20 protein-coding genes and 1 pseudogene are annotated in these 24,909 nt (G+C 30.4%); 5 read left to right on the plus strand and 16 right to left on the minus strand.

What is annotated here, in order from left to right; translation table 11 throughout:
- Positions 1-285, plus strand: a pseudogene (locus RWQ74_RS01315) (SAM-dependent methyltransferase); the annotation flags it as partial.
- 54 nt (positions 286-339) lie between these two features.
- On the opposite strand, the gene brnQ reads toward RWQ74_RS01315, so the two are convergent.
- The 12 genes from brnQ to RWQ74_RS01375 all read right to left on the minus strand — a co-directional run bounded on the left by brnQ (position 340) and on the right by RWQ74_RS01375 (position 14,360).
- The gene (gene brnQ / locus RWQ74_RS01320; protein ID WP_314396073.1) at positions 340-1,671 is read right to left on the minus strand and encodes a branched-chain amino acid transport system II carrier protein; all 1,332 of its coding nucleotides are present in this window, start codon (positions 1,669-1,671) and stop codon (positions 340-342) included.
- A gap of 347 nt (positions 1,672-2,018) precedes the next feature.
- Positions 2,019-3,320, minus strand: a complete 1,302-nt coding sequence (locus RWQ74_RS01325) for an NCS2 family permease (protein ID WP_314396075.1) — start codon at positions 3,318-3,320, stop codon at positions 2,019-2,021.
- 506 nt (positions 3,321-3,826) lie between these two features.
- Entirely contained in the window at positions 3,827-4,060 is a 234-nt protein-coding gene (locus RWQ74_RS01330; protein ID WP_314396077.1) for a hypothetical protein, read from the minus strand.
- Positions 4,061-4,240: 180 nt separating this feature from the next.
- Complete coding sequence (locus RWQ74_RS01335; protein ID WP_314396079.1) at positions 4,241-4,960, minus strand: amino acid ABC transporter ATP-binding protein; 720 nt, start codon at positions 4,958-4,960, stop codon at positions 4,241-4,243.
- Between the two features lie 9 nt (positions 4,961-4,969).
- Positions 4,970-5,611 (minus strand): amino acid ABC transporter permease, encoded by a 642-nt coding sequence (locus tag RWQ74_RS01340; RefSeq protein WP_314396081.1) that lies wholly within the window; start codon positions 5,609-5,611, stop codon positions 4,970-4,972.
- A gap of 19 nt (positions 5,612-5,630) precedes the next feature.
- Entirely contained in the window at positions 5,631-6,452 is an 822-nt protein-coding gene (locus RWQ74_RS01345) for a transporter substrate-binding domain-containing protein (RefSeq protein ID WP_314396083.1), read from the minus strand.
- Between the two features lie 716 nt (positions 6,453-7,168).
- Positions 7,169-8,593 carry a leucyl aminopeptidase gene (locus tag RWQ74_RS01350; protein WP_314396084.1) on the minus strand — a complete coding sequence of 475 codons (1,425 nt, stop codon included), beginning with the start codon at positions 8,591-8,593 and terminating at the stop codon, positions 7,169-7,171.
- A 31-nt stretch (positions 8,594-8,624) separates the two neighbouring features.
- Positions 8,625-10,025: an FAD-dependent oxidoreductase gene (locus RWQ74_RS01355; protein ID WP_314396086.1), complete on the minus strand. Its 1,401-nt coding sequence runs from the start codon at positions 10,023-10,025 to the stop codon at positions 8,625-8,627.
- Between the two features lie 11 nt (positions 10,026-10,036).
- Complete coding sequence (locus RWQ74_RS01360) at positions 10,037-11,275, minus strand: ABC transporter permease (RefSeq protein ID WP_314396087.1); 1,239 nt, start codon at positions 11,273-11,275, stop codon at positions 10,037-10,039.
- Positions 11,268-12,011, minus strand: a complete 744-nt coding sequence (locus RWQ74_RS01365) for an ABC transporter ATP-binding protein (RefSeq protein ID WP_314396089.1) — start codon at positions 12,009-12,011, stop codon at positions 11,268-11,270. The genes RWQ74_RS01360 and RWQ74_RS01365 overlap by 8 nt, the downstream gene beginning before the upstream one ends.
- Positions 12,004-12,600, minus strand: coding sequence for a dephospho-CoA kinase (gene coaE / locus RWQ74_RS01370; protein ID WP_314396090.1), 597 nt, complete (start codon positions 12,598-12,600; stop codon positions 12,004-12,006). The genes RWQ74_RS01365 and coaE overlap by 8 nt, the downstream gene beginning before the upstream one ends.
- 320 nt (positions 12,601-12,920) lie before the next feature.
- On the minus strand, positions 12,921-14,360 hold the full coding sequence (locus tag RWQ74_RS01375) for an amino acid permease (protein ID WP_314396091.1): 1,440 nt from the start codon (positions 14,358-14,360) through the stop codon (positions 12,921-12,923).
- Between the two features lie 382 nt (positions 14,361-14,742).
- Here RWQ74_RS01375 and RWQ74_RS01380 point away from each other — a divergent pair, with 382 nt between their 5' ends.
- The 4 genes from RWQ74_RS01380 (at position 14,743) to RWQ74_RS01395 (ending at position 18,504) form a co-directional block, all read left to right on the plus strand.
- Positions 14,743-15,870 (plus strand): acyl-CoA dehydrogenase family protein, encoded by a 1,128-nt coding sequence (locus RWQ74_RS01380; RefSeq protein WP_314396093.1) that lies wholly within the window; start codon positions 14,743-14,745, stop codon positions 15,868-15,870.
- 174 nt (positions 15,871-16,044) lie between these two features.
- On the plus strand, positions 16,045-16,869 hold the full coding sequence (locus tag RWQ74_RS01385) for a PhnD/SsuA/transferrin family substrate-binding protein (RefSeq protein WP_314396095.1): 825 nt from the start codon (positions 16,045-16,047) through the stop codon (positions 16,867-16,869).
- A 2-nt stretch (positions 16,870-16,871) separates the two neighbouring features.
- Positions 16,872-18,047 carry a cobalamin-independent methionine synthase II family protein gene (locus RWQ74_RS01390; protein ID WP_314396097.1) on the plus strand — a complete coding sequence of 392 codons (1,176 nt, stop codon included), beginning with the start codon at positions 16,872-16,874 and terminating at the stop codon, positions 18,045-18,047.
- A complete protein-coding gene (locus RWQ74_RS01395; RefSeq protein WP_314396099.1) occupies positions 18,040-18,504 on the plus strand; it encodes an OsmC family protein in 465 nt (154 codons plus the stop codon). The genes RWQ74_RS01390 and RWQ74_RS01395 overlap by 8 nt, the downstream gene beginning before the upstream one ends.
- A gap of 125 nt (positions 18,505-18,629) precedes the next feature.
- On the opposite strand, the gene RWQ74_RS01400 is transcribed toward RWQ74_RS01395, so the two are convergent.
- From RWQ74_RS01400 to RWQ74_RS01415, 4 genes are all read right to left on the minus strand, one after another.
- Positions 18,630-21,023 carry a glycogen/starch/alpha-glucan phosphorylase gene (locus tag RWQ74_RS01400; RefSeq protein ID WP_314396101.1) on the minus strand — a complete coding sequence of 798 codons (2,394 nt, stop codon included), beginning with the start codon at positions 21,021-21,023 and terminating at the stop codon, positions 18,630-18,632.
- 24 nt (positions 21,024-21,047) lie between these two features.
- Positions 21,048-22,466 carry a glycogen synthase GlgA gene (gene glgA / locus RWQ74_RS01405; RefSeq protein ID WP_314396103.1) on the minus strand — a complete coding sequence of 473 codons (1,419 nt, stop codon included), beginning with the start codon at positions 22,464-22,466 and terminating at the stop codon, positions 21,048-21,050.
- A 143-nt stretch (positions 22,467-22,609) separates the two neighbouring features.
- A complete protein-coding gene (gene glgD / locus RWQ74_RS01410; RefSeq protein ID WP_314396105.1) occupies positions 22,610-23,725 on the minus strand; it encodes a glucose-1-phosphate adenylyltransferase subunit GlgD in 1,116 nt (371 codons plus the stop codon).
- Position 23,726: 1 nt separating this feature from the next.
- Positions 23,727-24,899, minus strand: coding sequence for a glucose-1-phosphate adenylyltransferase (locus tag RWQ74_RS01415; protein WP_304095044.1), 1,173 nt, complete (start codon positions 24,897-24,899; stop codon positions 23,727-23,729).
- Between the last annotated feature and the right edge of the window lie 10 nt (positions 24,900-24,909).

Here is a 24,909-nt window from a genome sequence, read left to right on the forward strand (position 1 = left end):
CTTAATGACGAATTTCTTCCGTTTATGTTAAAACATGGAATAGTAAAAGAAAAATTCTCTACACTTCTTACGGATTCTGTTCGTAGTGAAGTCTTAGAAGCATTCGGATATAAATCTGATATAGTTGAGTTTATATCTGCTGAGAACACACCTAAAAATCAGCTTATCCGAGCTTATAAAACAACAAATACTATCGATAAAGATAAATTGTCCAATATAGAAAAATTCACTTCATCTTTAAATGTTAAGATGTTCTTACTAGATGAAGTAAAAAAACTAATATAAAGAAAAAAGCACTAGCTCTTACTTGAGAGCTAATGCTTTTTGTTATTCTAAAAATTATAGTTCACTAAAGTCGTAAACTTTACCTTTTTGTCTATTTGGTAATACGGCTGCAACTACTAAGCAAACTAATGCTGGTACTAACCATTCTAAACTTTGCGCTGCTAGTGGAAGTTTTGCGATTAAGCCACTTAAAGCAGCAACTTTGAATGTACTTCCTACTACAGAAAGGATAGATATTAGTGTAACTACTGCCATTGTTAATTGCATTCCTAATTTTGATAATGCAACGTATTTATTAACAATAACGATTAATACTAATGCAATTGTGATTGGGTATAAGAATAATAGCATTGGTACTGAGAATTGGATAACACTTTGTAATCCAACGTTTGCGATAGCAAATCCTACAACTGTGAATAATGTAGCATACATTTTGTATGAAAGTTGTGGGAATTTTTTGTTAAAGAATTCTGAAGTTGCCACGATTAATCCTACTGTTGTAGTGAAACATGTAAGAATTACCATGATTCCTAAGAACATACTTCCGAAGTTACCGAATAATTGACGAGCTGATTCAGATAGTACATATGCACCTTTATTAACTTTAGGGTTAGCAAGTACATCTGCAGGTACTGCAAATTTATTACCTAATAATCCTAATCCAACGTATAAGATACTGAATCCAATACCTGTTGCAATACCAGCAATCCATACACTAGATAAGAATTCTTTTTTATCTTTAAATCCTAATTGTTTTAAAGCACTCATCGCAATGATACAAAATGCTACTGAAGCAAGTGCATCAAGTGTGTTATATCCTTCGATAAATCCTGTACCAAATGCCAAACCACTAGTTGCATAAGTTTTAGCAGCTTCTCCTGTTGAGTTGAATTTAGATACTCCTAGGATTACTAAAATTACGATTAATAAAGCAAAAATAGGTGTTAAAATTTTACCTACACTATTTAAAATTTTAGTTGGGTTAACCGCTAATAAGAACGCACATACAAAATAAATAATTGTAAAAATTAATAACCATGGTAAACTACTTCCAGCTACAACTGGTGCTACTCCAATATCAAATGCAGTTGCTGCAGTTCTTGGAATCGCAAAAAGTGGTCCAATTGATAAATAAAGTAAAACTAAGTACGCTGTTGAGAATAATGGTGAAATTTTTTCATCCATCTCTGCCCCATAACCATTTGGATTAAGTGCCCCAACAATAAGTGTAACAATTGCTATACCTACTCCAGAAACTACAAATCCTAAAATTGCTGGCCAAAAGTTTCCACCAGCACTTACCCCTAGTGCTGGTGGAAAGATTAAGTTTCCAGCACCAAAAAAGATACCAAATAATAACAATCCGGTTAATAAACCTTTTTTCATATATAATATTTCCTTTCATTTTTTTGTAATACACTTATAATACTACAACTTAAAAAAAAAGGCAAACGCTTTTAAAAAACTAATATAAATTATTTAACTTTAATTAGAATTGACAGAAAATATGGTATATATGTAAAAAAATCGGGAGTGACTCAAAAATCGCGATTTCAGAGAAATCGATTTTATCGAATCACTCCCACACAGTTTATTAGATATCTAAAAAGCTTTTATAAAGCGAATTTAGATATCAATAAGCCACTGCATCTATGAGTTTTCATATGAATTCTGTTAAATATTAGGACTTTTGGTTCAGCCCCAACTTCTACTTTTATAAGATTTCTAGTTAATTATACATGTAACCATAACAACTGAATTACAAATAATATTGCGAATAAATACATAAGTGGATGAATATCTTTCCATTGTTTTTTAGATAATTTTAATACTACGTAGAAGATAAATCCAAATGCAATACCATCATTAATTGAACCTGTAAGTGGAATACCTACAATTGTCACGAATGCTGGGAAAGCTTCTGTAATATCAGACCAATCAATCTTAGCAATACTTTCCATCATAAATGACCCAATGATGATTAATGCTGGTGATGTAATCGCTGGTACTGAAGCTAAGCTACTTGCAAGTGGGAATAAGAAAATCGAAATTACAACTAAGATACTTGTTGTTAAAGCTGTAAGACCTGTACGTCCTCCGTTAGCAACTCCAGCAGAAGATTCAATATAAGCTGATGTTGGAGTAGTTCCGAATAAAGATCCTGCTAGTGAAGCAAATGAGTCAGCTAATAAAGCTTCTTTTGCTTTTTCCATTTTTCCATTTTTAATTAATCCTGCTTGACTAGTTACCGCAACCATTGTACCCGTAGTATCAAATAATGTTACCATTAAGAATGTGAATACTATACCGTATAATCCTAATTGTAAGGCATTAATACTTTCACTAACTGGATTATATAGCAAGCTTAAATCCATGTGAGGAATACCAAAGACTTTTTCTACTTTTAACATTCCTGTAAAGTATGAAACGATAGCAACTACTGCCATCCCAATGAAAATAGCTCCTTTTACTTCTAAAGCTAATAGAACAAGGATAATAAATATACCTAAGATTGTCATATAAGCTACAGGATTTTTCAAATCTCCCAATGAAAGAATTGTGTGTGGATTTGCTACAATAAGAGCAGAGTTTTTAAGCCCTAAGAATGCGATAAATAATCCAATTGCTGCTGAAATACCATATCTTAAATTATTAGGAATTGAATCAATTAAACTTTCACGGAATTTTGTTGCTGATAAAATTACAAAAATAACAGCTCCTAAAAAACACGTTGCTAATAAAGTTTTATAGTTATAACCTGATGTAGCAGCTAATGTAGCGAAATATGAGTTTATCCCCATACCAGGTGCAACTACTATCGGATAGTTTGCTGCCAATGCCATAATTAAAGTACCGACTAAAATCGCGATAATCGTTGCTGTAAATACTCTATCTAATGGAATACCTGCTGCTGATAATACAGCTGGATTTACCACTAAGATATAACTCATAGAGAAAAATGTAATTAAACCAGAAACAACCTCAGTTCTTGCATCTGTATTATTTTCTCTTAATTTAAAAAGACGTTCTAACATATATAGAAATGCTCCTTAGTTTTTTATTAATGCTTAAGCACATAAATAATAATATACGTTTCATCTCTAAAAGTCAAGAGCTTTTATTTTTAAAGTTCACATTTGACATGAAAATTCTATCTATTATATCAGTTTCCGATAAAATATATCTTCTCATTTTAAAAAATGCGAGAGTTTACATAAATAAATATTCGTTATAAACGAACTTTAACTTTATTTGCACCCGTGAAAATTCGACTAAAATAAATAAAAAATTCTTTAAACACTATACTACCTAAAGTTTAGATTTAGTATAATGGGGTTAACCCAAAAGTCCTAAAATTTAACAAAGTATATATGAGAACTCATAGACGCAGTGGTTTATTGATATCTAAATTAGCTTTATAAAAGCTTTTTAGATATCTAATAAACTGTGCGGGGGTGACTCGACAAAATCGATTTCTTTGAAATCACGATTTTTGAGTCACTCCCTTATTCTTTATCCTCTGGAATAACTCCCATTAATTTTAATAATTTATCCCATTCAAAAACATCTGCAAAGCATATAATGCTAAAAATAGATAAACCATCTTTGTAATTGGAAAATCATAATAATCTAAAAAGAAAAATCTTAAAAAAATCACAAATAATAGTGAAACAGAAGCTATCTTAAAATGCTTTTCACCTGATACTTTTACATTAAAAAATATCATAACTATAGGAATTAAACTCAAACTTACAAAACATTCTACTATATTCATGATATATCCTCCATATAAATACAACCCTCTTACTACTATAATTTCTACTTATATTATATCATATAGTTAACACAATATAAAGCGTTTTCAATATAGTTTTACATAGTAAAAATTCTATATTATATAAAAAATATCACTAAGAAATATTCTATATTTCTTAGTGATATGATAGGTTCTATATTATAATATTTTCGAGAAGAATTCTTTCGTTCTTTCTTCTTTTGGATTATCAAATATTTCTGATGGAGTTCCTTGTTCTAAAACTATTCCACCATCCATGAATATTACTTTATCAGCAACTTCTTTTGCGAAATTCATTTCGTGAGTAACTATTAGCATAGTTAATCCTTCTTCTGAAAGTTCTTTGATTACATCTAGTACTTCTTTTACCATCTCTGGATCAAGAGCACTTGTCGGTTCATCGAATAATAACACTTCTGGTGAATTAGCTAAGGCACGTGCGATTGCAACACGTTGTTTTTGTCCGCCTGAAAGACTATTCGGATAAACATCTTTTTTATCTTCTAGTCCTACACGTTTTAGCAACTCAACTGCTTTTTTCTCTATATTTTCAGCAGTATCCTCTCCAAATGTTTTGGGAGCAAGTGTAATATTTTCTAATACACTCATATTTGGGAATAGGTTAAAGTTTTGGAATACCATTCCAACTTTTTTTCTATATTTATTGATATTTTGTTTAGTAATGTCTTCACCGTTGTATAAAATTTGTCCACTAGTAGGAGTTTCTAATAAGTTCACACAACGTAACGCTGTGCTCTTTCCACTACCACTTGAACCTAGAATTACGATTTTCTCCCCTTTTTCGACGCTGATGTTTACACCTTTTAATACTTCTAATTTCCCGAATTTCTTATGTAAATCTTTTATTTCTAATAACAATTTCTTCACCTACTTCGTTAATTTTTTCTCTAAACGTTTTACCAATAGTGATAATATTGATGTAATGATAAAATATATTGCAGCGGCAACTAAATATGGTCCAAAAGTTTGGTATGTTGCATTTTTTACTGTGTTTGCTGTAAACATGATATCTGCTACTCCTACAAAGTAAACTATTGAAGATTCTTTTACTAATGAAATAAACTCATTCCCTAAGGCTGGTAAGCTATTTTTTAAAGCTTGTGGTAAAATGATTAATTTCATAGTTTGGAAATAACTTAATCCTAAAGAACGTCCTGCTTCCATTTGACCGTTATCAATGGCTAATATTCCTGAACGGAATATTTCACTAACATACGCCCCCGAGTTAATTGAAAGAGCAATTATCGCTGACATAAATGGTGTGAATGAAATTCCAATTTCAGGTAATGCAAAGTAAATTATCATAATTTGCACTAGTATTGGAGTATTTCTAATTACTTCTACATATATTCCTGCTATTATATTAAATACCTTAAAAGTACTAATTTTTGCTAAACATATTACAATTCCAAGTATTAATCCTACTAGTAAAGCTATAAGTGAAACTTTTAAAGTTGTTACCGTAGCTTCTAAATACGTCGTGTAATAATTTGGAAGAAAATCAAACATTCTATTTTATACCTCTCTTCTATTCGCTTTGTGCAGCAACTTTAGCATATTTATCAAGCTCTTTTTCAAATTCTTTTTGTGCTTGAATTTCTTTAATTACTGCGTTTACTTGTTCTAATAATTCTTTGTTACTATTATCTTTTCCTTTTTTGAAAGCAATTGCCATACCTGTTGCTTCTGGATCGTTATCTGCAGTAAATGTACTAATTTTAATATCAGTGTATTTGTTCATTGCAATTTTTGCAACGTCGTCCGGAATTAATACTGCATCAATTTTTTTGTTTTTAAGATCTTGTAATAAGCTTGGTACATCAGTTAAAGCTTGGATATTTTTCTCATCCATTTTTAGTTGTTCTTTAGCATAAGTCTCATATGTTGAACCTTTTTGAACACCGATTTTTTTGTTTTTAAGATCAGCTACTGATTTAATTTCTTGGCTATCTTTATTTACTACGAAAATTCCTTTACTTGTGTAGTAAACATCTGAGAAATCAACTGCTTTTTTTCTTTCCTCAGTTGGATTAACTCCAGAGATTACCATATCAACCTTGTTAGCATTTAATGCCGCAATTAATGAATCAAATGCCATTTCTTGAATTTCTACTTGAACCCCTAATTTTTTAGCAACTTGTTCTGCTAGGTAAATATCAGCACCAACAACTTTTTTATTACCGTTTTCTGTTGTTAAAAACTCATACGGAGGATAGTCTGGAGAAACTCCTAATACTATTTTGTTCTTATCCTTAATTTCTTGTGATTTTGTTTTTGTGCTGCTGCTTGAGCATGCTGTTAATGTAACTACTGTAATAATTGATGTAATGAATAATAATAATTTTTTCATTGTTTTGTCTCCTTTTTTCTTTATTATATTATAGAAAAGAACAAATTATAAATAAAAAATCTCTTTGTAACTAGTTATCCTAGCTACAAAGAGACGAATTTTCGCGGTGCCACTCTTTTTGATATACTAAAACTAAGAAAGATACAGTCCATGGTCTGTAGAACGGCACGAGATAAATAAAAAAGTCTTTTTATAATTTCCTAAGAAACTATAAAAAGACGAAATCAATTCCGCGTTGCCACTTTTCTTGGTATTTAGCATACCCACTCAATCTCTTTAAGGCAGAGTTACCAATTATTTTATAATTGCCTAAAAAGTGCGTTCATCTAGAAAAATTACTAACCTCACACCAACGTTAGCTCGCTAAAAATTTTTTACCAAATTACTATTCTTTTCTAAGGTTTTTGTTTTATTGTTACTTATTTTACACCTTTAATATTTTCTTGTCAAGTAAAAAATTATTATTTTTTACTTTTTTTCATTTGACTCATTTAATTTTTATGTATTATAAAAATGGGGCTGACCCAAAAGTCCTAAAATGTAACAAAGTTCAGATGAGAACTCATAGACGCAGTGGTTTATTGATATCTAAATTCGCTTTATAAAAGCTTTTTAGATATCTAATAAACTGTGCGGGGGTGACTCGACAAAATCGATTTCTCCGAAATCACGATTTTTGAGTCACTCCCATTGAGCTCTTTCCTTTTCTCTAAATATTATTTGTTTAATAGATTATACAATGTTTTAACATGTACTCCTGTAGCACCTTTTGGAAGGTATTTTTCGGCTTTTGATAGGTATGCAGTTCCAGCTATATCTAAGTGTACCCATGGAACATCATTTGCTACGAAGTTTTCGATAAATAATCCAGCAGTAATAGTTCCACCAAGTCTTCCACCTGTATTTTTTACATCTGCAATAGTAGATTTATTTAATTCTCTGAAGCTATCATCAGCTGGCAATTGCCATACCCTTTCTCCAGCATCTTTCGCAGCTTTACTTAGTTCGTTATAGAATTCTTGGTTGTTCGTCACAGCTCCTGTATAGAATTCTGCTAATGCTACTAAGCATGCTCCTGTTAATGTAGCTAAGTCTATTACTTTGCTAACTTTTAATTTTTCAGTAGCGTAGTATACTGAATCTGCTAAAGTAATACGCCCTTCTGCATCTGTATTTAATACTTCTACAGTTTTTCCTGAAAGTGTTGAAACTACATCACCTGGTTTGTAAGAACCGCCAGCTATCATATTTTCACATGCACCGACAACCGCGATTACATTAGTTTTTAATTTTCTAGTCGCAACTAGTTTCATTGTTCCAATTACAGTTCCTGCACCACCCATATCACAGTGCATTATATCCATGCTATTAGCAGTCGGTTTAATTGAGTAACCTCCAGAATCGTATGTTACACCTTTACCTACTAATCCAATTACTTCGCTTTCTTCTGGGCTATTTAAGTATTTCATAACGATAAATCTTGGTTTTCTATCTGAACCACGTCCTACAGCTAATAAACCTTTTAATCCTAGCTCTTCACATTGTTTTTCATCATATACTTCTACTTCAACGCCTAATGCTGACAATTCCTTACTAGCAATATTAGCAAGTGTTTCTGGATATAAGTACTCTGCTCTTTCATTTACTAAATCACGTGAGAAGAATACTCCATTCATAATATCACGAGCTTCATTCACTACTTCTTCTAAATTATCTAACTTCTCTTCTGTTGATAAGTTAATCGTAATTTCTGGGAATTCTTCTCTATCTGATTTATACTTATCAAATTTATAAGTCGCATGTAATGCACCTTCCACTGCCGCATTTACAAATTTTTCTGTTGAAACATTATCCACCTTAGGTAAAGTTACATACACTTCTAATTCTTTATTTTTTTCTAGTGCTTTCACCAACTTAAAGAATACTTCTCGTACTTTATCTTCTACTAACTCTTCTTTTTTTCCGAATCCTAAAAGTATTTCTTTTTCTCCATCAAAAGGAAGATTAGTATACACTTCTTTAATTTTTCCAGAAAATAATTCTTTTTCTTTTGTATATTCTAATAACTTACTATCGTATACTTCATCTTCAAATATTGGTGTTACTTTTACACCTGCTTGTTTATTTGTAAAAAATTTCATTTTTTTCACCTCGTACTGTGTACGTCCTTTCTTATCTTATATTTTCTAAAATTTGTTTGGCTACTTCTTTGGCTTCCAATACTGTATTTTCAAGAGTTGTACCTTTTTTCGACTTCCCTATTATAAACACATTTGGGTATTCTTTTTTCATATATTCGTTAAATTTATTTATGTTTTTATTGTAATTTTTACAACAAAATCTGTAGTTATCTTTAACCTTACTAACGTAGTACTTGCCAACTTTACCAACTACACCATGAACTTTAATTAATTCTTTTTCAATTATTTCTATTATTTCAGAATCACTTTTATCCATTAATTCGCTAACCGCTTCTTCTCTATTAATATAAGCCCTCACGATTTGTATTCCACTCATTTTAATATCTATCCATTTATTACTTACATACTCTAACTTTGTCACATATTCACTATCATCTTTTGGAAAAATTATTTCTCCAATTTCACGATTAATATGTAATTCATCTCGTTTATAAACAAGAGTGACAACTATATTAGAAACATAATTCATATCTGAATAAAATTCAGTAATTTTTTCATCACCATTAAACCACGGTAAAAAATTTTTCTGGTTTAATGTCAGTATTACATAATCATAATAATATATACTACCATTTGAATAAACTAAATACTTATCACCTTTTTTTTCTATTTTTTCAACCTTACGATTCAATTCTAAAAATACTTTATCTGAAAAATTTGACTCTAGTGTTTCTATAAATGATTTTAACGTGAATTTTAATCTATATTCCGAGCCAACGGTAATATTATCTATGACATTTTTATCATACATTTCTTCTAATATTTTATTAATATCTTCTTTTTGAATCGTTAAAAATGAAAGTTCAGGCATCAAACTAACCATACTTTGATTAGAAATATCACATGCATAATAACTAGTCAATAAAGGTTCAATAAGTTTATCATAAATTTTTTCGTTGATTACAGCTTTAAAAAACTCCTCAACCGTCAATTCTTTTATATCTTCATCTTCTAACGTATTATACATATTGTATATTATTGATAATTTTTCTTTAAAAGTAAATAAGTCTGACAGTAATAATTCTTTTTTATCTAATGGCACCCCATAAAGCATCTTTTCCGGCAAATATTTAATCCCTTCTTTTGTAAAAAATACTTTTTTAGTTACACCACTTTTAATTAAATATCTGTGAAGCCCTAACTCGATCATTAAATAAAATAGTACACCTTGTTCACTAATTGAATTATGCCAACCATTATCATAAATTTCTTGACCATATTGAAATTTTCCAAATCTATCATTCGAAAATTCTAAATCTCTTTCAATTAGATCAATATTAAATTTTCTTGAGTTTATTCCTGAGAATTTATCTAGAAAATAAGCACAGCTTACTCCTGATAAGTCTCCTCCTATTATCGCTATATTTTTCATGATAATACCTTCTATTTTACTTTTTCAATAAATATTTTAGCTATAATATTAGCTAACACTACTGATACAATAATTATTACTATCGTCATGACTTCAAAATTACTAAATAAGATAGCAAAAATTGCGAGCATAATAGTAGTAGTTAACATAACAACCATTAATAATTTTTTGAAACTACCTATTTTGATACTTTCATCAACTGGTAATATACTATGCCAAATATTATTACTCATCTGTTTATACAGAGGGACAAGTTGAATAATTGTTAAGTAACTATAAGATATAATAGCTACTGCACTTACGTACGGATTTTTAAAACTAAAAATTATTAATCCAGCTAATAACATAAGTCTTAAAGCTAGAAATACCGTATTTTCCTGTCTTAAAAAGACTCTATAATAATAATATTTAAAGCTATTTTCTTTAGTGAAATTGTCTTTAGTTAATTTAGGTAAAATCGCATCAAAATATTTTCTTCTAGCTACTTTTACTCCACTTAACGGAACATCTACAAACATATTCACGAATTTCAAGTAACTTTCCATACGATGTTTGTCATATTCAGCCGCTTCAGTCCATTTTACAACGAACTTTTCTTTATCGTCAGCGTTTCTTACATTTCCGGCATTCTTAAGAATATAATATATACTATACGATAACGCAATTATTCCAACTAAATCAGTAACTAGTATATAAGTATTAACTATAAAGACTGAAATAATTTGTATAAAACCCACAATAAATTGTAGAATTTTAACCCAAATAAGTTCTTTATAGTGAATAATTTGAAAGTATTTCAATAAATTATTTAATAAAATAACCATAATCAATAAACAAATAGCAATTCGATCAACAGTACCTATAATACTCGTAATAGGCTTAACTGCAAAATAAAAGATGACAAACGCTATAATGTGCACTACCGATATATTAATAACGTTTTTTCTACCAACGTTTTTATAATACTTCTCTAATGGTAATAAAAACACTGCATCTGCTTCTTTTATATACGTTTTAATCTTTGTACTTATCAAATAGTAACTAAATGCTAATGATGCGGCAATAAATACTGAATATAATTCAAATTGGCTAGCTACAGCAATCCATTTAGAATAATTAATCAATGCTGCTCCTAACACAATAATAAGAAACATAATTAGGTGCGAATTAAAAATGTACTTACTATAGGTTAGTTTTAGCTCCTGCTCTTTCTTGCGTCTATTGGCAAAAATATTCTCTATATTACTCATTACTATCTCGCACCGTTAATGATAGATAAATTTCATCTAAAGACGCACCTGCCATATTAAATTCAGCCCTTAGTTGTTCCAAATTCCCATTCGCTAGAATTTTCCCTTCATGAATAATAACGAAATTATCACAATACTTTTCTGCTGTAGCTAGTATGTGTGTAGACATTAATAAACTAGCTCCATTATCTCTTCTCTCACACATTAAATTAATTAAGTCATTGATTGCAATTGGATCAAGTCCTAAAAATGGCTCATCAATTATATATAAATTTGGTTCTACTAAAAAGGCACAGATAATCATTACTTTTTGTTTCATACCTTTTGAAAAATGTACTGGGAAAAATTTCTTCTTATCACTTAGTTTAAACAGTTCTAGTAATTTATCCGCTCTTTCCCACGTATCTTCCATATTTAATCCATAAGCCATTGCTGTTAGATTTATATGTTCTTCTAGTGTTAATTCTTCGTATAAAACAGGCGATTCTGGAATATAACTTATACTCTTTCTATATTTTTCATTATCACGAGTAATTGTAATGCCATTAACTTTTATCTCACCTTCCATAGGTCTAAGTAATCCCAATATATGTTTAATTGTAGTGCTTTTACCAGCTCCATTAAGACCAATTAGCGCTGTTATACTACCTTTAGGTATTTGTATATTGATGTTATCTATAATCTTTCTTCGATTATATCCACCACCAAGATTACTAATTTCTAATACATTAGTCATTGTGCTTATCTCCTCTTTTTAACTTTTCTAATATTTCATCAATTTGTTGAAATGTGTCTTCTTTTCTATAACTATTATTTATGACAAAATCACCTAATGATGCTTTTTCCTGTGGACTCATTTGACTTTCTATACGCTTAAGAGCCTCTTCTTTTGATAAAGAATTTCGCGTCATTAATCTTTCTAATTGTACACCTTCATCTACATATATAACTGCTACTTTTTCTACCAAGTCTACAAAATTGGCTTCATATAATAATGCTATATCTAAAAAGACCAGATCCTCATCTTTATGTTCTTCTTGTAATTTTAAAATTAATTCTTTAATTTTAGGATGAATAATACTATTTAAAATTTTTAAATTATCATCATTACCAAAAACTAACTTACCTAATTTTTCTCGATTTATTTCATTGTTTTCTAAAATCTCATCACCGAATTTTTCAGCTAGTTTTCTTTTTATATCATTGCTAGTAAGTGCAACATGTCCAAGTTTATCAGCATCAATAATGGTATACCCCTTAGCTATCAAATATTCTGATACAGTACTTTTTCCACACGCTATACTTCCTGTAATTCCAATATTCAAATTATCATCTCCATTAAATTACTTAAATACAATTTTATCATAAACTGCAAGCATTTACCATAGTTTAAAAACTATTAAATATTATAAATATACATATGGGCTTCATTACAGTTTTAGTACAAAAAAAAGGGAGTGACTCAAAAATCATGATTTCGTAGAAATCGATTTTGTCGAGTCACCCCCGCACAGTTTATTAGATGTTTAAAAAGCTTTTATAAAGCGAATTTAGATATCAATAAACTACTACGTCTATGAGTTATCATATACACTTTGTTAAAATTTAGGACTTTTGGATCAACCCCATCTTTTTCAAATACTAATTATCCTTTATATGGATGTATATCCATTTCTTCTAGTTTAACAAATTTTTTCTTTGTTATTATTTTAAATACAATATACATTACTACACCAACAGCCGGACAAACTAAGTTATATGACATTTTAACAAATCCACCTGTTGCATAATCAGCTACTAATTGTAGTAATATTATTGTTGCAAAAGAAATAAGTGCGATATATGATCCTACAATACCTGTTTTCGATGTGTAGGGAAGAACATCTTCAGCTTTTTTCCCTTGTTTCACAATTGCTTTTCTTAAGCGAATTTGAGATATTAAAGATATCATCCAAATTATCATTACTATAATTCCTACCATAGATAGTAACATATAGTAGCCACTTGGGTTTAATCTTTCGAAAATAAAACATAATACCATAAATACTGCTGAAAAAGTTAGAGCAAATACCGGTATTGAATTAGTATTTAATTTTTTAAATACTTTAGGCCCATAATTGTGTGAACTTAATGAAAATAGCTGTCTACTAGAAACATACATACCTGAGTTAGCTGCTGATAATACAGAAGTTAAAATTACAGCATTCATAATAACGGCAGCAATTTCTAAACCAATGTTTTGGAATACGATTGTAAACGGTGATGCTGTTACATTATTAGTATCTAATAGTCTTGGGTCATTCGCCGAAACTATTGAAGATATAATTAACATTGTAGCTATATAAAATATTAAAATTCTCCAGAATACTTGTTTAACTGCCTTAGGCATTGTTTCCTTAGGATTTGGAGACTCACCTGCTGTAACAGCTACTACTTCTGTACCACCAAATGAGAATGCTGCAGTAGAAAGAACACCAAATAATCCTAACACACCAGCACTACTTGTTTTTTCTCCATTTTGAATAAAAGTATTAATTCCAGCTTCACTATTTCCAGTGGCTCCAAAGATAATTGCAACTCCTACAATTAAAAATGCAACAACTGTCATTACTTTTATAATTGTTATCCAGTATTCGACTTCACCAAATACTTTAACACTCACTAAGTTTAATAAATACAATAATACTAAAAATACAATACAAATAGAAAACGTTGAAAATTGTCTGAAGAATTCCCAGTAATGTAATATTTTCGATAATGTTATTATGTCTACACTTGCTACTAATATCCACAGTATCCAGAACAACCACCCTACTCCAAATCCAACACCTGGATCTATAAATCTAGTTGCATATGCTCCGAATGACCCTGAAACTGGATAAAATGTTGCTAGTTCTCCTATAGAAGCCATTAAAAAGTAAATAATAACTCCAATTAATGCATAAGTTAAAACTGCTCCGTAAGAACCTGCTTTACTAACTACCGCTCCACTTGCCATAAATAATCCGGTACCTATACATCCACCTATAGCTATCATACTAATATGACGAGCTTGCAGTTTTCTTTCCATCTTTGAATCTGCCATTTTTTTCATCCTTTCATTATTTTATTATATAAATATAGATTATACAAGATTTAATAGTATTTGTAAATAAATTTTCAGACTTTTTTTAATAATTTTTTCACTTTTTATTTTTATAATTTAATTGTGCCTTTTTGAAAATGATATCACCTATCAACTAAAAAAATTTATTTTTATATTTTAAAATATAATATATTTATTAAAATGCTTATAAATATATCATTTCACATTAGTTAATTATAAAATATTTATTATATATTTTATATAAATTTATTTTTTAAGCACACTTTTAAACACTGTACAGAAAGCATTTACAGACTTGTTCTTTGTGGTATAATTTTTGTATAAAAATATATTAGATATATTAATGTTAGGAGGCATTATTATGACAACATTTTATTACGAAGCTAGGGAATTTGCAAAAAAATACATAGATCCTATTGCAAAAGAAATAGATGAAAAAGAAAGATTTCCTGAGGAAGTATTTAAAGAATTAGGAAAAGCTGGATATTTCAAACTTATGATTCCTACAGAACTTGGTGGCCTTGGAAAAGGTATGCAAGAACATGCCGATGCATGTCGCGCTTTCGCTAAATCAAGTGCTACAGTAGGTCTATGTTATATGATGCATAATGTTGCACTAAACTGTGTTCTCTCTTATGCCGACGATAATCTAAAATCAAAAATCTGTAGAGACATTGTTGAAAATGAAAAATTCATGGCACTAGCATATAGTGAATTAGGTACAGGTACTCACTTCTATATCTCAGACGTTAAAACTCAATTCAAAGACAACTCTGTGATTTTCAATGGACTAAAAAGCATGGTAACTTCTGCTGAATTTGCATCTTACTATCTAGTTCTAACACCATCAGATGTTGAAGGTGGTATCGACAACTGGGTATTCCCTCTAGGTAGCGAAGGTCTAGAATTCAAACCTTCTACTTGGCATGGTCTAGGAATGAGAGGAAATGTATCTTGTCAAATGGCAATTAACGATGTTGAATTAGATAGAGAACTACGTATTGGTAAAGCTGGATCAGGAGTTGATCAAGTATTCACCATTGTTGCTACATACTTCATCACTGGACTGGCTGCTGTCTACAGTGGTCTTTGCGAAGCAATACTAGAAGAAGCTGTTGCACATACTACTAATAGAAAATATCCTGATGGAAAATCTCTAAGCGAAATTGAAACAGTACAAATTCATCTTGCTAAAATCTATAACCAAACTAATGCAGCAGTTCTTGGAACTAATGAAGCTGTACGTAGTTTCTTAAATAATGATGCTGATATGCTAGCTAAAATCTTATCGGCTAGAATCTTTGCTAGTGAAGCTGCTATTGAATTAGCCCGTCTTGGTATGCGTGTTGGTGGTGGTAAAGCATATAACCGTATTGGAAATATGGAACGCTATTTAAGAGATGCATTCGCAAGTCATATTATGGCACCTAGTGTTGATGTTCTTACTATCTGGTTAGGTAAAGCCATCACAGGTCAACAATTACCATAGAATAGTTTTCTGAAATAACTCATATAAGAAGAACCCTAAAGTCCTAAATTTTCTAAGGTTTATATGAGAACTCATAAGCTTTGTAGGGGGGCTCGACAAAATCGATTTCATAGAAATAATGATTTTTGAGTTTCCTCCTATTTTTAAAATATAATTAAGAAGAGGTATATTATTATGACAAAATTAAAAGTTGGAGCTGTTATTTATGACCCTAAGGTTACTGTAATTTGGGGAATTATTGCAAAATTTTTTGAAGATGAAAACTTCCCTATCGAACCAGTTTATTACAAAGATTACAAAGGTCAAGTTGACGGTTTATTAGCTAAAGAAATTGGTGTAGCTTGGAATTCTCCTTTAGCATGGTTAGATACTCACCTACGCACTAACGGAACTGCGTTAAATGGTTCTATGCGTGATACAGACCGCGATCGTAGTTCATATTTAGTAGTAAAAACTAATAGTAACATTAACTCTATTCAAGACTTAAGAAACAAAACAATTGGATTTGGTGCAATTGATTCACCACAAGCTAGATTAATTCCAATTAATCACCTTCACAAAAACGGTTTAGAATTTGGAAAAGATTATACTGAAAAACGTTTTGATATTGGTGTCGGGCTTCATGGTGACCATGTTGGCGGAGAACTTGATTCAGCAATTGCTTTAAAAAATGATGAAGTAGCTGCTACGTGGATGTTAGATTTAAACTATAATGCTTGGATTGCAGATGGAACTCTAGATAAAAACCAGGTGAAAATCTTATCGAAAACTGATTTCTTTGATCACTGTATCTTCTCAGGACATCCAGAATTAGATGTAGCTCGTTTTGAAAAATTTATAGAAGTATTACATAAAATGGATTACAACAATCCAGATCATAAAGAAATGATGGATATGGAAGGCTTAAAAGAATGGATCTCAGGTCGTACTTCTGGATTTAAGCAACTTACTGAAGCCAATGAATATCTAGATTTTTTTAAAGAGTTTCATGGTGAATAATTATGAATAATTCATCTTTCTTAGTTTCTCTTCTTGGCAGTATGCCTCGAAGTAAGAAACTTCTTACTGCAAAGCGAAAATTAAATAAGGGCAATCTTGATATAGATACGTATCAAACAATTTTGGATGAAGAGACAAAACTTGTTGTCGATCTTCAAGTACATAACAATATAGATATTATTACAAGTGGTGAACTAAATAGAGATAATTATGTCTCATTTATTGCTGAACGTTTAGACGGTGTTACAATGATGAGTATGGCTGATATGTTTGATTATATTGAGGACAAACAAGGTTTTGAACAAATACTAGAAATATTAGACGTTCCTGCAATTAGTATAAAAAATGCAATTTGTACAGGGAAAGTAAAATATAATAAACCTCTGGTAGCTGATGAAATGATTGAACTAAAAAAATTAACCGATAAGAAAATTAAAGCAACATTACCAGGTCCTTATTTAATAACTAGGTCCATGTGGTTACCTGCTCTATCAAAACAATATTACGATAGCAAAGATTCTCTAGGAGAAGACATAATTAAAGTATTAAAAGAAGAAATTGATTCATTAGCAAAAATAGGCATAGATGTTATTCAATTTGATGAACCTGTATTAACCGAAGTGGTATTTTCTGAAGGTAAGACAAGATCTTTTATGTGTGCCGCATTATCTGAGAAAAAAGATCCTACAGAAGAATTAAAATTTGCTACTAAATTAATTAAATCTGTAATAGATTATGCCAAAGAAAAAGAAATATTAGTTTCTCTTCATGTTTGTCGTGGTAATTGGAGTCGTGATGAAAGTATTCTCCTTACCGGACCATATACTCCTCTACTTCCATTATTCGAAGAAACTCTTCCTAATATACTTACATTAGAGTTTTCTACTCCTCGCGCTGGAGAAATATCATCATTATTTAATAGTGGTTTAATTAGAGAAAATTGTATTCTAGGATTAGGTGTTATGAATCCAAGAACTGATGAAATTGAACCGCTAGAAGATATCCTAAATCGTGTAGAAGAGGTAATGCAATATATTCCTAAAGAAAGAATTTGGTTAAATCCTGACTGTGGTTTTGCTACATTTGCTAATAGACCCGTAAGTACAATAGATATAATCGATAAAAAATTAGCACGTCTTAATGAAGCTAAAAACACATTGAGGAATTTGTATGACTAATTTATACGAATCAAATAATTATGACCTTAGTTTTAGAGGGATTTTATCGAATAATGATTTTAAATTATATACTAACAATGATAGTATAACTATCTCTAGTGATATCAGTTTTGATATAAACGCTGATTATAAAAGTAGTATTAACTATTTTTCTGCTTCAATATTAGGAGGAATAGCTCATACCATAATAAAAGAAAGTAAACATTCTGATATAGAAATTGAAGAACTTGAAGGAAAAATTCATCTAGTATTAAAAAATCCTCTAACTCTTTTAAATGTTAAAGGATATGATGAAGAACCAAAAATTGAAAATTGTTCAATTACATATTATCTATATGCTGATATAGAAGAAGAACAGCTTATTGAATTTTGTAATAAAGCACTTCGAAAATCGTTTATATACAACACTTTAAAAAATGTAATCAACTTCGATATAAAATTCATCTTGATAGATTAAAACAACGTCATTCAAAAATTTTGAATGACGTTGTTTTAAATCTCAATAAACCACTGTGTCTATGAGCTTTTATATGAACTTTGTTAATTTTAGAACTTTTTGGGCAGCATCCATTTTCTTTAAAATTATTTTACTTTTTTTATATTCCAAATATCTTTAGCGTACTCTTCTACCGATCTATCTGCTGAGAAGATTCCAGCATTAGCTGTATTAACTAAACTCATTTGTCCCCATTTTTCTTTATCTTGATACGTTTGAGCTACTTTTTCTTGAGCTGCAACATAACTTTCAAAGTCCGCTAGACACATGTAATTATCTTGAGTTAGTAGATAATCAACAATAAAATTGAAGTTCATTCCACCTACAGTCATAGTTCTGATGAAATCTAATGTTTCTTTAATCTTCACTGAATTATTGTAGTATTCCCATGGTTTATATCCCTGTGCATTTAGTGCATCTACTTCTGGTGTTTCTAAACCGAAAATAAAGATATTTTCATCTCCTACCGCTTCATGGATTTCCACATTGGCTCCGTCAAGTGTCCCTAATGTTAACGCACCGTTCAGCATTAGTTTCATATTACCTGTACCACTTGCTTCCTTCCCTGCTTGTGAAATTTGTTCACTGATATCAGCAGCTGGAATAATTTTTTCCGCAAGAGTAACTTTGTAATCTGGTAAGAATACAACTTTGATGTATTCACGAACTAATTCATCACATTCAATCATTTGAGAGATTGAGTGGATAAATTTGATGATGTTTTTAGCCATTTGATATCCTGATGAAGCTTTTGCTGCAAAGATAAATGTTCTTGGTACTGGACGTAATCCATTGTATTTAATTTCTCTATATAAGTATACAATGTGCAATGCATTAAGTAATTGGCGTTTATATTCGTGAAGTCTCTTAACTTGAACATCAAAAATAGAGTCTGGATTTACAGTTATACCTGTAGTATTTTGAATGTATGTAGCAAGTTGTTCTTTTTTAACTTTTTTAATTTCTTGAAGTTTAGCAACAACTTTCTTATCATTTTTGTAGTCATTTAATTTACTAATCTTAGATAAATCTTTAACAAAATCATCACCAATTAGATCTTTTAGATAAGATGCTAACTCAGGGTTTGCTTGCCCTAACCATCTGCGGTGAGCTATACCATTCGTAACATTACCAAATTTTGTTGGATATAATTCGTTAAATGCTCTAAACGTAGAATCTACAAGAATATCACTATGTAATTTTGACACACCATTAACGTTATGACTTCCTACAATAGATAAGTTGGCCATTCTGATTTGATTATCATATATAATTGCTGTTTCTGCTAATGTATAATGTTTACCTTGATCGATTACCCACTGACAGAATCGTTTGTTAATTTCTTCAATAATTGAATAAATACGTGGTAATAACGGCTTGAATAAATCTACAGACCATTTTTCCAAAGCTTCTGCCATAATTGTATGGTTTGTGTAGGCAAATGTCTTATTTGTAATTTCCCAAGCTTTGTCCCAAGAATATCCGTATTCATCAAGTAATAATCTCATTAATTCCGGAACTCCCATGGCAGGGTGAGTGTCGTTAATGTGTAACGCTACATGCTCACTTAAATTTTCTAATGTTCCAAATTCATTGTAGTGATTTTTTACTAGTTGTTGTAAAGATGCACTAATAAAGAAGTATTGTTGTTTTATACGTAATTCTTTACCTTCATTTGTGCTATCTGCTGGATATAATAATTTAGAAATTGAAGAAGCAATTGCCTCTGCTTCAGAAGATTTTGAATATTCCCCACGTTCAAATAATTTCATATTAAATCCAGTTTTAGCTTTAGCTTCCCATAAGCGTAAAGTATTTACTGTTTTTGTTTTATATCCAGAGATTAATAAATCATAAGGTTCTGCTTGAATTGAAGTATAGTCTACATGCTCAACTTTAAATCCTTTGTCAGTAATTTTTTCTTCAACTCGACCGTAGAATTTAACCTCAATTTCTTCATCATTTCTATATACTAAACCATATTTTCCTAAATCTAGCCAATAGTCAGGGAATTCTTGTTGCCAACCATTATTGATAACTTGTTTAAAAATTCCATATTCGTATAAAATTGAGAATCCAGTTACTGGGTAATCACTACTAGTTAAGGCATCTAGATAACATGAAGCAAGTCTTCCAAGTCCTCCATTTCCTAAACCTGGATCTGGCTCAATATCATAGATTTCATCTAGATTAAAATTGTTTTTTTCTAAATATTCTTTAGTTTCCTTTTCAATTCCTAGATTAAATAGGTTATTTCTTAAAGTTCTACCTACAAGAAACTCCATTGACATGTAATATGCACGTTTTTGCTTAGTTTTTTTCAATTCTTGTTCATAAGCAAATTTTTTCTCAGATAATTTTTCTCTTACAGTACTCATTAACGCTTCATAAACTTGACGTTTACTTGCTGCAGTTATAGTAATACCAAATTGTCTTTTTAAATACTTCTCTATTCTTTGTTCAAATTCTTGATTTTTCATTATTTTCTCCTATAATCTAGTTTATTAGACTATTTCATTGTACATATTAATATATTGTAAAGCTGATTTTTTCCAACTTACATCTTGTTTAATCGCATTAGTCATTATTTTGTTCCAAATATGACGTTCTTGGTAATAGCAGTATGTCGCTCTGTAAACAGCATCTAGCATATCATATGCATCGAAACTTTCAAATGTAAATCCTGTTCCAGACTTACCGTCAAATGGTTCTACCGTATCTCTTAAGCCACCTACTCTGTGAACAATCGGCACTGTAGCATATCTCATTGAAATTAATTGAGATAAACCACAAGGTTCAGTTTTAGAAGGCATTAAGAACATATCACACGAACTATATACTTTTGAAGATACTTCTGATGAGAACATAATTAAACTTCTAACTTTGTCATGGCGACGGTATTCTAATGAACGTAGTGCATCTTCATAATGTCTATCCCCTGTTCCTAAAATTACCAACTGTGCACCAGTTTTTAAAATTTCATCAGCAACATGTAAAACTAAATCAATACCTTTTTGATGAGTTAATCTAGTTACCATTCCAATCATAGGAATATTTTCATTTACTTCCAAAGCTAATTCTTCTTGGAACTTCAACTTATTTTCTACTTTATTTTTTAATGTTTTAGCATCAAAGTTTTTGAAGATTTGTTTATCAGTTTTCGAATTAAATTTATCAATATCTAATCCATTAATAATACCATGAAGTTTCCCTTGTTCTACTCTTAAAATATCATCTAAACCATATGAAAAATATGGATCTAATATCTCATGTGCATAAGTTTCACTTACAGTATTTATCCTATCGGCTAATTGGATAGCTCCTTTTAATAGATTTAAATCTCCTTTGTAGATTAATGCATCAAAATACTTATTATCTAATCCAAACAAATTACCCATTTCATAAGGATTGAACTTACCTTGGAATTCAATATTATGAATAGAAACTACACTTTTAATATTTTGATAGAAGCCTTCTCCTCTTGCTTTAAAATCATCTAAATAAATAATAGATAATGCTGCATGCCAATCATTAGCGTTTATTACATCTGGTTTATAGTCAATATGAGGTAATATTTCTAATGCAGCCTTTGAGAAGAATGCGAAACGCTCTCCATCATCTTCTTGACCGTATACACTATCTCTATTGAAATATTGTTCATTATCAATGAAGTAATATGTTACTCCGTTTACTACAGTCTCAAAGATTCCACAGTAAACTGTTCTCCATCCTAAATTAATAAAAATATGTTGTCTGTATTTTAAATCGTACTTATCTCTGTCTATTGAAGAATACAACGGCAGTACAACCCTTGCTTCTACATTTTCATCTTGAAGGGCTTTTGGCAATGAACCTATAACATCACCTAGACCCCCAACCTTAACAAACGGTGCCGCTTCAGCTGCCACGAATAAAATTTTCATTATATTTCTCCTTATTCGTAATTTACTTTCATACTAAAAGGGTTAGTTTTAGATGTAGTCTATCTGTATATTATACTCTTTTTTCTTTTGAAAATCGAAAGTTTTACAAATCTCTCCCACATGTTAATCTAACCCTTTTTTTATTATTCTACTATTTTACCTTTTTCAACGATAACTTGGCAGTTTTCTGTTCCTTTTAATTCAACTTTTTCTGAAACTACTGCATATTTATCTAAAATCACACAATCTAAGTATGCTGATTTTTTAATCACACAATTAGGAAGTACTATTGAGTTTTTAATTACTGCCCCTTCTTCAACTACAACATCTCTAAACAGGATACTATTTTCTACAATTCCGTTAATTTCACAACCATCACCTAGTATAGAATTCTTAACTATTGCTCCGTCTCCATATGTAGTTGGCACACTATCTGCTACTCTTGTTAGAATATCAGTTCCTGATAAGAACAATTCATTTAACTTTTCTGGATTTAATAAGTCTCTATTGAAATTGTAGTATTCTTGTACGCTATTAATTGTTCTGTTGTAATTCTTAATTTCATATCCATAAACATTTAAACGATGGAAATTCTTAGTAATAAAGTCTAATAGAAGGTCTTGCCATCCCAACGTCGTCCCTTTTTTAACTAATTCTTTAAACATTTGTTTAGACATTATATAGATTTTAACCTGTGTCGAGCACACTTGATCATATCCATCATAATGATATAAACTGTCATAAACTCTATTTTTGTCATCAAAAATTATTTGCGATTCACGTTGTTGAGGTTTTCTATAAGTATAAGCTAACGTTATATCTGCATTTGTTGATTTATGGTAATTTACCATATCTCTAAAATCAATATTCCCTACAATGTTCCCATCAGCTAAAATACAATATTCTTCTAACAATGTATCTGCATATTTAGAAGCATCCCCTAATGCCTCAATCTTGTTTTGAGCTACACGGTTTGAATGATGGTTTGACATTGGTGTAATAAACTTAAGCCCACTATTTTTTCTATTTAAATCCCAGTCTTTTCCCCAACTAAGGTGATCCATTAATGATTTATAGTGATAATTTGTTACTACTGCAATATTTGATACTTCAGCTTTTACTAAAGAAGATAACATGAAATCAATCATTCTATACCTTGATGCAACAGCTAAAGATGCTAGTGTTCTATTTCTTACTAATCCTTGCAAATCATCATTACGATAGTTATCTGCAAATAATACACAAAACGCATTTACCATATTATTTTCCCTCTACTTTCCTATTGTCATTTACAACTTCATCCCTACCGATTACCGTTATTTGTTCTTTTCCTAAAACTATTTCTCTGTGACCAACTTCTACATTTTCTTTTATTACTGCTCCTTCAGCAATAATTGAATTATAGACTTTAGCACCTTTTTCTATTAGTACATCTTTCATTATTATACTTCCTACAACTTCTGCCCCTTCTTCAATTCTAACACCTGAAGAAATAATTGATTCAGAAACCGTACCATAAACTGAAGTACCATCAGAAATCATAGAATTTTTTACATTTGCACTATGTCCTAAGTATTGTGGCATAGCACCTTCATGACGATAGTAAATTCTCCATAATCTATCATCAATATTGAAGTTCTCTTTATTTTTAATAAGATCCATATTAGCTTCCCATAAGCTTTCTATTGTACCTACATCTTTCCAATATCCATAAAATGGATATGCATAAATATTTTTACCTTCATTTAGCATCATCGGGATAATATTTTTACCAAAATCTTTCTCACTGTCAGGATTTTCTTCATCACGAATTAGGTATTCTCTAAGTTCTTTCCAACTAAAGATATAAATACCCATTGATGCTTTTGTTGATATTGGATTTTCTGGTTTTTCTAAAAACTCTGTAACTTTTAAATCTGTATTTGTATTTAAAATACCAAAACGACTAGCTTCTTCAAGAGGAACGTTAATATGTGCTATTGTTAAGTCAGCACCTTTTTGTTTGTGGAAATCTAACATTTCTTTGTAATTCATTTTGTAAATGTGATCTCCAGATAAGATAAGTACGTATTCTGGATTATATTGCTCTATGTATTTAATATTTTGATAAATAGCATTTGCTGTTCCTTTGTACCATTCTCCCGTTTTACCAGCAGTATATGGTGGTAAAATAGATAAACCTCCATCCATTCTATCTAAATCCCATGGTTGACCATTACCCATGTATGAGTTAAGCTCAAGTGGCATAAACTGCGTTAATACCCCAACTGTTGAAATTCCAGAGTTTGCACAGTTTGATAATGGAAAATCGATAATTCTATATTTTCCACCAAAAGGTACGGCTGGTTTAGCCATATCTTTAGTTAATACTTGAAGCCTCGTACCTTGTCCTCCTGCTAGTAGCATAGCTACTACTTCTTTTTTTCGTGCCATAAATTTGACC

The sequence above is a fragment of the uncultured Gemella sp. genome (genome assembly GCF_963525165.1).
Taxonomy (GTDB): Bacteria; Bacillota; Bacilli; order Staphylococcales; family Gemellaceae; genus Gemella.